The organism is Paenibacillus sp. LHD-117, assembly GCF_030929555.1.
Classification (GTDB): Bacteria; Bacillota; Bacilli; order Paenibacillales; family Paenibacillaceae; genus Pristimantibacillus.
In genome coordinates this window covers 15594-28490 of sequence record NZ_JAVFVT010000005.1, presented here as the reverse complement: position 1 = coordinate 28490, position 12897 = coordinate 15594, and the positions used below count along the sequence as shown (strand labels likewise).

At 57.9% G+C, this 12897-nt stretch carries 11 protein-coding genes; 4 read left to right on the top strand and 7 right to left on the bottom strand.

All coding sequences use genetic code 11. The features are described 5' to 3' along the window. Positions 1-341 precede the first annotated feature (341 nt). The 6 genes from RB620_RS04820 to RB620_RS04795 all read right to left on the bottom strand — a co-directional run bounded on the left by RB620_RS04820 (position 342) and on the right by RB620_RS04795 (position 7758). The gene (locus RB620_RS04820) at positions 342-1310 is read right to left on the bottom strand and encodes a 1,4-dihydroxy-6-naphtoate synthase (RefSeq protein ID WP_308092413.1); all 969 of its coding nucleotides are present in this window, start codon (positions 1308-1310) and stop codon (positions 342-344) included. 67 nt (positions 1311-1377) lie between these two features. Further along, entirely contained in the window at positions 1378-2133 is a 756-nt protein-coding gene (locus RB620_RS04815; protein ID WP_308092412.1) for a futalosine hydrolase, read from the bottom strand. Positions 2134-2138: 5 nt separating this feature from the next. After that, positions 2139-4448: an ATP-binding protein gene (locus RB620_RS04810; protein WP_308092411.1), complete on the bottom strand. Its 2310-nt coding sequence runs from the start codon at positions 4446-4448 to the stop codon at positions 2139-2141. 63 nt (positions 4449-4511) lie between these two features. Next, on the bottom strand, positions 4512-5012 hold the full coding sequence (locus tag RB620_RS04805) for a hypothetical protein (RefSeq protein WP_308092410.1): 501 nt from the start codon (positions 5010-5012) through the stop codon (positions 4512-4514). A gap of 22 nt (positions 5013-5034) precedes the next feature. Next, positions 5035-5544, bottom strand: coding sequence for a hypothetical protein (locus RB620_RS04800; RefSeq protein WP_308092409.1), 510 nt, complete (start codon positions 5542-5544; stop codon positions 5035-5037). A gap of 72 nt (positions 5545-5616) precedes the next feature. Then, positions 5617-7758 (bottom strand): multicopper oxidase family protein, encoded by a 2142-nt coding sequence (locus RB620_RS04795; protein WP_308092408.1) that lies wholly within the window; start codon positions 7756-7758, stop codon positions 5617-5619. 227 nt (positions 7759-7985) lie between these two features. Here RB620_RS04795 and RB620_RS04790 point away from each other — a divergent pair, with 227 nt between their 5' ends. The 4 genes from RB620_RS04790 (at position 7986) to RB620_RS04775 (ending at position 11736) form a co-directional block, all read left to right on the top strand. After that, positions 7986-8219, top strand: a complete 234-nt coding sequence (locus RB620_RS04790) for a hypothetical protein (protein ID WP_308092407.1) — start codon at positions 7986-7988, stop codon at positions 8217-8219. A gap of 428 nt (positions 8220-8647) precedes the next feature. Beyond that, the gene (locus RB620_RS04785; RefSeq protein ID WP_308092406.1) at positions 8648-9181 is read left to right on the top strand and encodes a YceI family protein; all 534 of its coding nucleotides are present in this window, start codon (positions 8648-8650) and stop codon (positions 9179-9181) included. 186 nt (positions 9182-9367) lie between these two features. Continuing rightward, entirely contained in the window at positions 9368-11455 is a 2088-nt protein-coding gene (locus RB620_RS04780; RefSeq protein ID WP_308092405.1) for a GTP-binding protein, read from the top strand. Between the two features lie 20 nt (positions 11456-11475). Further along, on the top strand, positions 11476-11736 hold the full coding sequence (locus RB620_RS04775; protein WP_308092404.1) for a DUF2164 domain-containing protein: 261 nt from the start codon (positions 11476-11478) through the stop codon (positions 11734-11736). Positions 11737-12209: 473 nt separating this feature from the next. On the opposite strand, the gene RB620_RS04770 is transcribed toward RB620_RS04775, so the two are convergent. Beyond that, positions 12210-12761 (bottom strand): NADPH-dependent FMN reductase, encoded by a 552-nt coding sequence (locus RB620_RS04770; protein ID WP_308092403.1) that lies wholly within the window; start codon positions 12759-12761, stop codon positions 12210-12212. Positions 12762-12897: the final 136 nt, after the last annotated feature.

Genomic DNA, 12897 nt, shown 5'->3' with positions numbered 1-12897 from the left:
CATCATCGTTTCATAGGGAATCAATTGATGCAGAACGTACAGCAATTTCTCGGCGAAATTGGCGGATTCGGAGATAATTCTGTACTTCGTACATGAAATTCTAGAGATTTCTTAGGCGATTGCGAAAATCTCGTTTAACTGCTGCACGGAATGCAGGAATCGGGCGTTCGAGCACCGCTTATGTTGAAGAGGCTGTACGGAATGCAGCAATCGCCGGCTTCTACGAGTCATGCCGAGCCGTCTTCCACAGAGCACGCACGCACTGACGAGCTCCGTCGTCAGAGGCTGAGCGGACTCCCGGCAAGCGCGGCCTGAGAGCGCGCAATGTCGCACCGCGCTGTCTACCTCCGCAGCAGCCCAAGGTCGAACGCTGGTACAAGCCCTTGCTCCGCCGCCCTGCCTAGCAACGATTCGATGGCCGCGTATCCGGCATCGCCAAGATCGCGGCTGAAGTCGTTGACGTAGAGCTCGATATGCGATTGCACCACCTGTGGCGACAGCTCTTGCGCATGCTCCATCACATATGCGCTTGAGGCGTCGGGATGGCTCCATGCGTAATCCAGCGAGGAGCGAATCCAGCCGCTGATCGCGTCGCCGTCCAGCTCCCTGCGCGCGATAATGGCGCCGAGCGGGATCGGCAATCCCGTATCGGCTTCCCACCAGCTGCCGAGATCGGTCAGCATGTGAAGACCGTAGTCGCCATAGGTGAAGCGCGCCTCGTGAATGACGAGGCCGGCATCCATGAGCCCGTCGCGGACGGCGGGCATAATCTCGTGGAACGGCATGACGATGATTTCGCCGACGCCGCCCGGGACCTGCTGCTCCGCCCATAAGCGGAACAGCAGGTATGCGGTGGAACGCTCGCTCGGCACGGCGACGCGTTTGCCCGCCAGCAGGGCACCGACAAATTTGGCGGTCATTTTGTCCGCGTAATCAGACTTTGGCTCGCTGTAAGCTGCGGGCGGACCGTCCGCCTCGTTTCCGGAACGCTCGCCTGCTTGGGTCAAGTCGGATTCGGGACCGGAGCTGCCGCTGGGGAATGATTCGGGCTCCTTCGTCAGCACAAGCGGACCGCAGCCTCTGCCGAGCGCTCCGCCGCAGGGGAGGAGCCGGTAATGCTCCAGCACCCAAGGCAGCGCGGCGTACGAAATCTTCATCACTTCCGGTCCTTCGCGGCGCGCGGCCAGATGGTTCGTAATGTCGATATCCGCGTAGGTCACTTGCAGCTCCGGCGCGCCGGGCACGAGACCGTGCGCCCAAGCATGGAAGATAAACGTATCGTTCGGACATGGGGAGTAAGCAATATTCATGATGGTATGGACCCCTTTCGGAAAATAAGTCAGGCCCCTGCGCGATCTGCTGCAGGGGCTATATTCGTTAATGATGATCGCTCTCGGCCGGGTCGGCCTTGCCGGACCATGCGCCGGCGATGGCGCGCGAAGCTTCCTCCAGCGCCTTTAACGCGTCGCCGATCCGCCAAGCGGACCGGTCTCGAGGGCCCACGACGTTGGAGATGGCCCGAAGCTCGGCGCACGCGACGCCGAACTGGGTGGCGGCAATCGCCACGCCGTAGCCTTCCATGCCTTCGGCAGCGGCACCCGGCACGAGGCGTTCGCGCAGCCGCGCCGTTTCGCCCCGTCCCGTAGCGAGCGAGACCGTCAGGATCGGACCTCGCGCGAAAACCAATCCCGCGGTCTCCAGCGCGCGGGCCATGCGATCCGTCCATTCGTCGCTGACAGGCGCTCTGGACGTGCCGAAGCCGAGCTCGTCGAGCGTAAGCTGCCCCTCGGCCGTCTCCGCGCCGAGATCGGCGGCGACAATGGCATCCGCCAGGACCAACGATCCGATCGGCGCAATGCCCGGGAAGCCGCCGCCTATGCCGGCGCTCATAACGAGGTCGTACTCGGCGCGAGCAAGCGCTGCTGCCGTGCTCGCGGCCGCATAGGCGGGTCCGACGCCGGCGGCGATCACCTCGAAGCGCGGATTGGCGGTGCTGCCCGCGTTCGCGAGACCGCGCAGCACGGCTTCCCGCTCAGCCTCGACAGCGGTTACGATCAGCACGGATACTCGATCGGGAAGCCGATGCGGCGCCGATTCGGTTGGTTCGATTTTATTATAATCTGCGTCATTCATGTACGTTATGCCCCTTTGCCGCTAGCGAAAGCGTCGGTATCGCGCCCGCCGACGGCTGCCGGCAGGCGAATCTCAACGCATGTGCCCTGTCCGAGCGTGCTGCGGAAGCCGATTGCTCCCTTGTGATTGTCGATGATCTGATGGCAAATCATAAGGCCGAGTCCGTTGCCGTGATTCTTCTTCGTGAAGAACGGCTCGCCGAGGCGCGGCAAGTCTTCTTCCGCGATTCCGCAGCCTTGGTCGACGATCTGGATCAAAACCTCCTGATTGTCCGCTTGCGAGATGCGGACGCTGAGTTCGCCTCCGTCCGGCATCGCTTCGATGCCGTTCTTCACCAGATTGATCAGCACTTGCTTGAGCTGGCTGCCCACGCCGACGACATCCGGCAGCTCCCGGCTTGCCTCGAAGGCGAGACGGACCTGGTTAAGCCTCGCCTCCGAATCCATGACCGTGACGATATCGGTCATGATCGTTTCCAAATTGACGGCTTCGTAACGGTTGGCCTGCGGTTTGGCCAGAACGAGAAATTCGCTGACGATCAAGTTGATATGGTCGAGCTCGGACAACATGAGGTCCAGATGAGCCGTCGACAGCGAACCGGTTTGTTTTTGAAGCTGAACGAAACCTCTTAGCGTAGTGAGCGGGTTTCTCACCTCGTGCGCGACGCCTGCGGCAAGCTGCCCGATGACGGAGAGCTTCTCGGATCGCCGCAGCATTTCTTCCGCCTGCTTGCGGGACGTAATATTCCGGGAGATCGTGGCGATGGCGACAATCGAATCGTCTTCGTCCCGGATGGCGGATACCGTCTTGCTTACGTCGATCAGCTGGCCGGTCTTCGTGCAGTGCAGCGTCTCGAAGTCCGTCACGGATCCGCCCTGCAGCACTTTTGCCATAAGTATCTCGTGTTCCGGCCATTTCTCTTCGGGAACGCTCGGCGTATGTTGTCCGAGCACCTCGCTTCGTTTCCAGCCGTATATCTTTTCGAAAGCGTTGTTGACCTGCGTAATGTTTCCGTTCAGATCGACGACGTGGATCGCGTCCGACGTATTGTTCACGAACGACTCCAAGTATTGTTTGGTACTCTGGAGCTCGGTTGCCGTATCCTTTAGCTGGGTCGTGTATTTCCAAAGGTTGGTGGCCATCGAATTGACTCTTGCAGCGAGCAGACCCAGCTCGTCCTTGTTGCGAATCGAGATGGAGTCTCTGAAGTTGCCCGCGGAGATCGCGTTTACCTTCGCCATGATCTGATGCAAGGAACGCAGCATATATCCCGAGATGAAGTAGCTGGCCGCCATCGTAAACAACACAAGGCCAAGCGAGATGATCGCATGGACGACGAGCTGCTGGCGGAGCGGCTCCATCAGCTGTTTCTCGTCGAAGGCCACTCCGATGACGTAAGGCTTGTTTCCTTTGATCGGAATGAAGCTGCGGACCGTCTGCTTGCCGTTGCTGGCGAATTTGTCGGTGACCATCTCGCCGCTCTTCAGCGCATTCTGGATATGGACCGAATCCTCGCTCGAATTCGTGTATTGATATTGGCCGAACATGATGTCCCGAACGTCAAGGTTATAGACTGGCATGCCCTTCTTCATCTTGATGATCGGCTTCTGGCCGAAAAATACCGGATCGATGCCCGTGATCTCGAGCAAACCGGTCTGATGTTTCATTAATTCGGCGATCAGCGTATTGGTTCCGTTTACAAGATCGAACTGCATGTTCTGCTGCGCGTTGATAATGGTGTTGATCATATAGTTGGTGGAGCCGTCGTAATAATAACCCCACTTGTTGATCTCGTTCGGATCGGATACCGCATAGTTGATAGGCCCCGAGTAGAAATGCTCGAGCGCGGTGCCTTGCTTGACGTTCACGGGCTTCAGGTCGAGCAGTTGATTGAAGGCCGTATTCCAGTAGTCCCACGTCGACGAATTAAGGTTCAGCTCGTCGGGGTTGGAAGAACGCACGGAGACGACTTCGCCGTCGATCCGCTGCCACAACGTGATGTCATGGAGGCCCAGCTCCTTGCTCAAGGCGACAAGCTCCTCGTTGGTGACATTGGCCACGTTGGGATCGAGGCTTTCCCGCGCCATCATAGCGGCAAGGCGAAGCTTTTCTCCCAATTCAAGGTCGATGGCCGACCGAACCTTCTCATGCGTGTCGACCGTCACGACAAGCTGCTCCGCGATGCCCTTTATCTGCCTTTCGAGCGCGGCTTCCTGCGTCAATCTGTTCGTATAGTAGGAAAAGCCGACGTTAAGGATAAGAATGATGGCGACGATGCCGGAGATGGAGAGCGATAACTTGGCTTTTATGGACACGGAAGTACCTCCCGGAATCTAAGTTGTACCCTGTACAATTAGACATCGGGAGGGCAAAATCCTTTAGCCGCGTCGAAACTCCTCGTCTGCCAAATATTCCAATGCTTCCTTATAAGATTCGAAAGCCATGTCGAGCTGGTCTTCGGCGTACAAATACCACATTTCTTCGTCGAACAGAAGCGTATACGGTTCCCCTCCGGGACTTAGCCATTGTTCGGTGACCGGCAGTCGTTTGCGCTCCGGACGAGCCGCATCGGTTAGGGAATCATCCTCGTCTTCGGAGCCGTCCCCAGATAGCGAGGCGATGGAGCGGGCCACGAGTTTGCGCAGCTCGTCCTCGGAGTAGTCCCTAATATTGGCCATGCCTTTGGCGTCCACGGGAACATCGCCTAGCAGCGCGGCATACACGAAGCCGTTGCCGTTCGGATGGAGATGGTATGCGACGGTTTTTTTCTCATGGACGCTCTCTTCGAAGTGAAAGTTGACGCGCCCAAGCGAAACGTCCTTCCGCTGAAGCACAGGAAAGGACGCGATAATATCGATTTTCTGTTGGAATGTAAGCATGTTGCCTCCTAGGGTGGCGTGCTTAGTCGGCTTTCCTCCGCAGCGTCAGGATCGCCGCTCCGCCCAAGATGAGCAGGATGGCGAAGTAAGGCTGGCCTTTCAGCAGCTCATTGAATAGGGCGCCGAACGAGAAGACCGCGAAGAAGAGCAGGGACAGCACGGTTAATATATTGATCGGGATCAGCAGCCACCTGTTGCGGTTGCCGAACCAGTAGAACTCAAGCAAGCCGATGGCCGGCGCAAGGATGAAGCCGGGCCACATGTATTCCCAGTTGCCGAACAGCATCGCGATTTGGCACACCATGCCAACGGTAATGAGCACGCCGCCGGGGATGAGCAGGCCGCTGCCCTTGCGTCCCGTTACGCCGAAGTACAGCCAGTGGAAGAATAAGCCCAGCGGCATAACGAACAGAGACGGCCAGAAGTAGGCGAATATTTTGCCGGGACCGAACGTTTCTCCTTGGTTCATGAGGAGGACGACGCCGAGAAGGAGCAGGAGCGAGCCTCCGATGGTTTTGACATTGACGTTCATGATTAAACACTCCGTTCTATTAGTATATACAACTGATTCGATGGATTCCAATCGCTGCGCGGCGCGCGGCGGTCATTCGGGATGGTTGGCGACGTCGCTTCCGATCTCGAACGGGGAAGTGACGCCGTCGTACATGAGATGCATCGTCATGCCCGCGGCCGCATGGGTGAGGTTATGGCAGTGATCCATCCATAATCCCGGATTATTCGCTAGGAAAGCAACCTCGTACACCTCTCCGGGCGCAACGTCCAGCGTATCCGACCACCAAGGGCTTCCGCTCACGGTTTCTCCGTTGCGGCTTAGGACGAGCATGTGGTGCCCGTGCAGATGCATCGGATGTTCGACGGCGCTTCGGTTAATTATCGTCGTTTTCACGACTTCGTTTTCCTTCACGACGAACATGGGCGTATTCGGAAATACGTTTCCATTAATTGTATCATATAATCCCGTTGCTCCGTTATAAAAAGCGAGCTTGTTATCGAGCACCATCGTAAACTCCCGGTCGAAGTCGCTGTCCGGACCGAACGGCGTTTCGGCGGGCTTGCCATAATGAGTTGGGTCGAAGCTTGTTCCCGCGCTCGCGACTTTCGGCACATCGTAGGCGGTTCCGCTGTCGGGCGACATGATAATGCCCAGCTTTCTGCTGCGGTCCACGCTCAGGTAAACGGGATTGTTCGGCATGACGAATTCCACGTCGTAACGAGCGCCCGTAATGACATCGATGCTGACGCCGCTAATTTCCTCCGGTTCGTTCAGCGCGACGCCGTCGATGGCGGTTACTTTGAACGAGGTGCCGGTCAAGTCATGAGCCTTCCGCGTCCAGTTGTCGGTATTGAGCAACCGAAGCTTGACGGGCGTCCCCGGCTTGATCGTCTTGCGCTGGAGCGTATCGTTGCTCCCGATGGCGTGCCCCGCGCCGTCCCACACATGCGTCGCCACCGTAATGTCCTCGGCAAGCTCGGCTGCAGTACCCGGCGGGTCGACGATCAATATGCCGAACAGTCCCTTCTCGACGGCTTCCTTGGAATGTTGGTGGGAATGGTACCAGAACGTGCCGACTTGCTCCGCGAGGAAGCGGTACGTATGCGTCTGACCCGGCATGACTGCGTCCTGCGTGGCGCCGGCGACCCCGTCTTCCGCGTTCGGTACATCAAGTCCGTGCCAGTGGATGGTGACGCCGTCTGCTATATCTTCGTTTACGAGCCGAACTTCGATCAATTCGCCGAGCTTCATGCGAAGCTCGGGTCCGGGAATCTGACCGTTGTAAGTCCAAGCCTCCACGGTCTTGCCCGAGCTGAGCTTGACTTCGGCTTGTTTGGCGGTCAGCGTGAAGACGCGGTCGGCCTTGCCTTCTTGCGGACCGGTCAGCGAAGCGACCGAAGTGCGAGGCCGGCCTAAACCCTCTTCGCCGAAGACGTCTTCTACGAGATGATGCCGATGGAACAGCTGGCTGGCGAGCGACTGCCCGGCTCCCGAAGAGGCTTGCTTGAAGCCGAAGTCGGCCATGCCCGTCATCATTGACATCCGCTCCGGCAGCCGGCTGTTGTCCGCGGCGATGATGATTGGAAAGCTAATGACCGCCGCCGATAGGAGGAGGGAGCCGCTAAGGCGAAGTCTGCGCCGCCATGGGCGGTAGATCGTGGAAGACGGAGACGCCGCCGCCGCTTGGTTGCGGTTCGATTGCAGCATCCAGAGCAGGCCGCCGAAGAAAACAAGGATCGTAATCGGCAGCAGGACATCGAACCAAGCGAACGGGATCGGAGGCGACAGCAGGAAGTAGAAGCCGCCCGCAGCCGCGAGAGCCGTCAGCTTGAACGGCATAACGAGTCCGGTCTCGGTCGCTTGGCGCCGACGGGCAACGTCCAGCTCATGCGCTGACTTTGCCTGCGTGCGCTGCGCCAGCCTGGCGATTCGCGGCAGCGCGGCGATCGGGATGGATAGCGCGGTCAGCAGGACAAGCGGTGTTCGGAGCAGCAGCCGATCCATCCAGAATGCTGGATGGAAGGACGCGGCCAGCGCGGCGTCCGCGGCCGACGAGACCAGCGCGAGAAGGAGCATGCTCCAGCTCCAGAAGACAAGCTTGCGGGTTTTGCGGTGAAGTTCATGTTCGTTCTTGCTGAATATTAATTTGGATGCTTTGTTCGCGGCAATAAGGCTCATGATTAACAGAATCGCGAGCGCGCCTTGCCCCGTATTGACGAATAAACTGTACATCTTTAATGCCCCCCGGTTTCGAACCTTCAATCCCTATAAACATCGTATATCCCGGGGACTCCAATCGAAACCGCCGAGAGGCTTAACCTTTTCCTAGACCTCAGTCGAGGTGCGCGCGCAAGGGTCGAATCCGGGCGAAAACTTCTTATTTTCCGACATTTTACACCCCTTGTCTCTTTCTATGAAAGCGCTACAATTAAGATATTACTTAGTAGGAGGTGATACACATGAGCCAAGATCAAGACGTGGTTCAAGAGAATGAAGAAATCGTGGAGCTGATCGAGGAAGAGGCGGTTGCCGAAGAATCGGTAGAAGCCATCGAAGCCGAGGAAGCCGCAGCAGAAGAAGCTGAGGCCGAAGCCGAGGCCGTAACGGAAGCCGAGCTGGAGGAAGAGCTTGAAGAAGCCGCCGCATCTTCGGATGAGGAAGCAGAAGAAGCTCCCGCAGCGGAAGAAGAGTAAGGTTTGCGCTTGTCAGACTCCGCATGTCTAGCGGCAAGCGGCAGTCCATAGGAATCATACAAGTACTTCGTTTCAGAAGTTTATGCTCATAAATAAGTGCAGACGTCCGCCGCCGACCACTGGAGGCGAAGCTGGCGTTTCACACCTGAATGCTTAGAGCGGATAGGGTTGCGGCCCTATCCGTTCTTTGCGTTTTGAGTGAGCCGCTTCGGCGCCGGTTCCATCGGCCGCGCCCTGAGCGGCTTTTGCCATGCTTGGGGGATTGCCCGGACAGGGCAGCGAAAAAAGATGTTGACATTGAGATATCTTTAGATTAAGATAAATCCAACAGCACAATATAAGTTAGTTAATTATTATAGGTTAGTAAACAACAAGTTGTAGCATACTTGCATGGCGAAATTTAATAAAAAAACATGGAGGTTTTACAAATGGCAAAAACAGTATGGGCAGTAGACGCATCCCACAGCGCGGTTGATTTTTCGGTTAGACACATGATGATCGCGAAGGTCAAAGGCACGTTCCACGCATTCGAATCGAACATCGTGGCGGACGAAAACGATCTGACAACCGCAGAAATTTCCTTCAAGATCGATCTGAGCAGCGTCGACACGCGCAACGGCGACCGCGACGCGCATCTGAAATCCGGCGATTTCTTCGACATCGAGAAATTCCCTACGCTTGATTTCCAAGCGACTTCCATCACGAAATCCGGCGAAGGCGAATACGAGGTAACGGGCGACGTAACCCTGCACGGCGTGACGCGTTCCGAGACGTTCGAAGTAACGTTTGAAGGCTCCGGCAAGGATCCTTGGGGCAACACGAAAGCGGGCTTCAGCGCGAGCGGCTCGATCAAACGCAGCGACTACGGCCTCACGTACAATGCGGCTCTCGAAACCGGCGGCGTCCTGATCGGCGACGAAGTGAAAATTTCCCTCGAAATCGAAGCTTTGCAACAAGGTTAATTCGAAGGCGACAGCAGAACGGTTTGTCGGAGCAACTTCCGGCAGGCCGTTTTTTTTTTTTTTTGTTGGCGTTTGTTGAAAGCCGCCCCTAGACGCGGTCACTCTTCTTTGATAGGCTTCGATTGAGGTTTGCATATTCCCGAGGACTCGCTGCATGGATGCGGCATGGAAGAGGAGAATCTATAGATGGATACGATGAAGGCGGAGGCGTTGCGGAATATCGGCATCTTCGCGCACGTGGACGCGGGGAAGACGACGACTACGGAAGGCATGTTGTATAGAAGCGGCCGGATTCGGCAGCTCGGCAGCGTGGACGAGGGCACGTCGCAGACCGATTTCCTGGAGGTGGAGCGGGCAAGGGGCATCTCGGTACGGGCGGCGTCCGCAAGATTCGAGCGGAACGGGGCGACGATCAATCTCATCGATACGCCAGGTCATGTCGACTTCCTGTCGGAGGTCGAACGGTCGCTCAGGGCCATCGACGGCGCGGTGCTCATCTTGTCGGCGGTGGAAGGCGTGCAGGCGCAGACGGAGGTAATTTGGCACGCGCTTCGCGAGCGGGGGATTCCTACCTTGCTGTACGTGAACAAAATGGATCGAATAGGTGCATCCGCCGAGCGAACGCTGGACGGCATTCGCCGTTTGCTTACGCCGCTAGCGGCTCCGGTGCAGGCTCCGCAGGGCGCTGAGGAGACGTTCGGAGGCGCCGTTCCATTGGTTCCGCTCGGGATGTCCCCTGCAATGCCCACGTCCTTGGACGCGGGCGGCGGCGAGGAAGCGGCGACGTCGACCGGCACGGGGATCGCTCAGCCGCGGTCAAGTTTGCGGTCCGAACAAGAAGATACGTTCCGCCAGCATCTCGTGGAAGCGGTTGCGGATGCGGATGAAGAGCTGCTGCTTCGTTATTTGGATCGAGGAAGCTTCACGGAGATGGAGCTCGCGGAAGCCGTGCCTCGCCTCGCGAAGGAAGCGCGGTTATATCCGGTGCTGTTCGGAGCATCCGGTAGAGGCATTGGCATTGAGCCGTTAATGGATGCCATGATCGGCCTGCTTCCGGCACCGAAGGGGAATGAGGATGCTCCGTTGTCTGGCGTCGTGTTCCGCGTGGAGCGCGACCCCGCCATGGGCAGAATCGCTTACGTGAGGCTGTATGGCGGCCGTATTCGGAACCGGGAATCCGTCCTGAACAGGACGAGGGGGCTGGAGGAGAAGGTCACCCAAATCAGGCGCATCGACGGCCGGCGGTCGGAAGACATCGGCGAGCTGCATGCGGGGGACGTCGCGGCCGTATTCGGCTGGAGTGAAGCGCGCATCGGGGACATCATCGGGAGCGGGGACGGGGTGCCGGGCGAGACTAGGCTTGCGGTGCCTTTGCTTACTGTGCAGGTACAGTGGAAGGACGAAGCAAAGTATCCGGCGATCGCAGCGGCGCTGCGGGAGCTGGCGGAGGAGGACCCGCTCCTTGATCTGCAGTGGCTGCAGGAGCAGCGCGAGCTGCATTTGAAGGTGATGGGGCCGATTCAGATCGAAGTGCTGACGCAGGTAATGAGCAGCCGGTTCGGGCTGGATATCGGCTTCGGCGCGCCTTCGGTTATTTACAAAGAGACTCCTGCAGGAGCCGGCGAAGGGTTCATCGCGTATACGATGCCGAAGCCGTGTTGGGCGATTCTGAGATTCCGGATCGAACCCGGAGAGCGGGGCAGCGGACTGCGCTACGAGTCATTGGAGCGGAACGAGCGTCTGCTCGAGAGCTATCAGAACGAAGTGGCCCGCCGCGTGCCGGAGGCGCTGCAGCAGGGGCTGCTCGGCTGGGAAGTGACCGACTTGCGCGTCACGCTCGTGGAGGGCGAGCATCATGTGTGGCATACGCATCCGCTCGACTTCGCGGTAGCGACGCCGATGGGCATCATGGACGGCCTGAACCGGATCGGCGTGAAGCTGCTAGAGCCGCTGCTGTCGTTCCGGATCTCCGTCCCGGAGGAGCATGGCGGCCGAATCATGAATGAGCTCATCGCTATGCGCGGCGAGTTCGACACGCCGCAGCTGCGCGGCGAGAGGATGGAGCTGTCGGGTACGCTGCCCGTGGCGACGTCGCTCGACTTTCCCGCGCGATTCGGGTCGATGACGAAGGGACGGGGCATTCTTTCGACCGCGTTCGCAGCGTACCGGGAATGTCCCGCCGACGTTCGGGCGGAGCGCCCTCGCAGAGGCGTTAACCCGCTTGACCAGTCGAAGTATATTTTGTACGTACGCAAGGCGTTGGCGCAATCCTAGGGATGAAGGATGGGAGAGACATGACGATCATGAAAATGCCGAGGGAAACGAAGCTGCAGCTCGTGTCCGAGCTGCGGAGCTACTTGGAGAAGGAGCTGGACCTAGAAATCGGCGAGCTGGCGGGAGAGCAATTCTTGGACCACCTGCTGAAGTTGCTGACGCCTCCGATCTACAACCAGGCCATCGATGACGCCCGCAAGGTCATCGAGCAGCGGATGGCGGCGACGGACGAGGATCTCTACGCGCTGCAGAAGTCTGCTCCGCTCTCGGGGAGAAGGTAGGAAGGTAAGGGCGCGAGAAGTTTCGAATGGATTCATCGCGATTTTTCAGACGACATTATAAAAAAACCGTCAGGCGCTTGCCGCCTGACGGTTTTTTGCTTGACGCGCGCTGGCTGGCGCAGCTTCACCGAAGGTCAATGCCAGCGGCGGCGATTCGGCGAATGTCACGCGTTCTCTGGAGGCCAGCACTTGTAGATTGCTCCAAAACGAACCTGAAGAACCGAATCCGGTACGATCGAAGTCGAAATATCGTATACATTCTAGCCTTAGGCGCTAGATTCGCTGAATCTATTCGAAAAATCGACTTGAATTCATGATTATTGGGGAATTTGGAACAATGTGTTCGAAAAACCGTCTATAATCGGTAATCCGTCCGCTCGATGAAACGAAGCATCAAAACATCGTTGCGTTTTTTCAAGATCGCTATACCGGAAATAACGTACGAAAGCGCCGAACCCTGCCTTACGCCGGCATTAATTCGCCCGTACCCTCGAGGCCAGCTCCAGGAACGAAAGCGTGACGCGTTTGACGCGGTCCAGGATATCGCTGCCCGCCCCTTCGTGGTCGGTATGCGGCTCCATAAACCAGTTGCGCTGCGCCCCGCCAATGGACACCCACTCCGGCAAGTTGATGCCGTGCAAGTTGCGCACGATCGCCTGCAGCTGCTGCAGCGAGCTGGTGCCGACCGCTCCCCCTGCCGAGCTCATGGACAACACGACCTTGCCGCGGAAGTAGTCCTGTCCCAAGTGATCCAGCGCGTTCTTGAGCACGCCAGAGATGCTGCTGTGGTACTCCGGGGTCGCCAGCACGATGGCGTCTGCCGCCCGCATCACTTTCTGCAGCTCGGAGATCGATTCCGTGCTGCCGTATTCGCCATCCGGCGAGTAGAACGGAAGAGGTCTCTCGTACAGGTTGAACACCGATGACTGATGGCCTTGGGCCGTAATTAGCGACGATACGTACTCCGAAAGCCTCGTGCTCGTCGCGCCTTTATGATTGCTGCCTGCGATAATGATTACGTTCATGTGTATCCATCCCTTCAATCGACGAATCGTCCTTTGATCTGGTTTTATCGTATCATCTGCTGCCCTTGGATCGCGTCGTCGGAAGGGATGAACTTTCGGAGAATCCGGCCTCATCCTTAGAATGAACCGGTGTACG

What these genes read in the sequence shown, in the direction of transcription:
- RB620_RS04780 (WP_308092405.1), top strand. Translation starts at nt 9,368, where the DNA reads ATGGATACGATGAAGGCGGAGGCGTTGCGGAATATCGGCATCTTCGCG.
- RB620_RS04815 (WP_308092412.1), bottom strand. Translation starts at nt 2,133, where the DNA reads ATGAATGACGCAGATTATAATAAAATCGAACCAACCGAATCGGCGCCG.
- RB620_RS04805 (WP_308092410.1), bottom strand. Translation starts at nt 5,012, where the DNA reads ATGCTTACATTCCAACAGAAAATCGATATTATCGCGTCCTTTCCTGTG.
- RB620_RS04795 (WP_308092408.1), bottom strand. Translation starts at nt 7,758, where the DNA reads ATGTACAGTTTATTCGTCAATACGGGGCAAGGCGCGCTCGCGATTCTG.
- RB620_RS04770 (WP_308092403.1), bottom strand. Translation starts at nt 12,761, where the DNA reads ATGAACGTAATCATTATCGCAGGCAGCAATCATAAAGGCGCGACGAGC.
- RB620_RS04785 (WP_308092406.1), top strand. Translation starts at nt 8,648, where the DNA reads ATGGCAAAAACAGTATGGGCAGTAGACGCATCCCACAGCGCGGTTGAT.
- RB620_RS04790 (WP_308092407.1), top strand. Translation starts at nt 7,986, where the DNA reads ATGAGCCAAGATCAAGACGTGGTTCAAGAGAATGAAGAAATCGTGGAG.
- RB620_RS04820 (WP_308092413.1), bottom strand. Translation starts at nt 1,310, where the DNA reads ATGAATATTGCTTACTCCCCATGTCCGAACGATACGTTTATCTTCCAT.
- RB620_RS04800 (WP_308092409.1), bottom strand. Translation starts at nt 5,544, where the DNA reads ATGAACGTCAATGTCAAAACCATCGGAGGCTCGCTCCTGCTCCTTCTC.
- RB620_RS04775 (WP_308092404.1), top strand. Translation starts at nt 11,476, where the DNA reads ATGACGATCATGAAAATGCCGAGGGAAACGAAGCTGCAGCTCGTGTCC.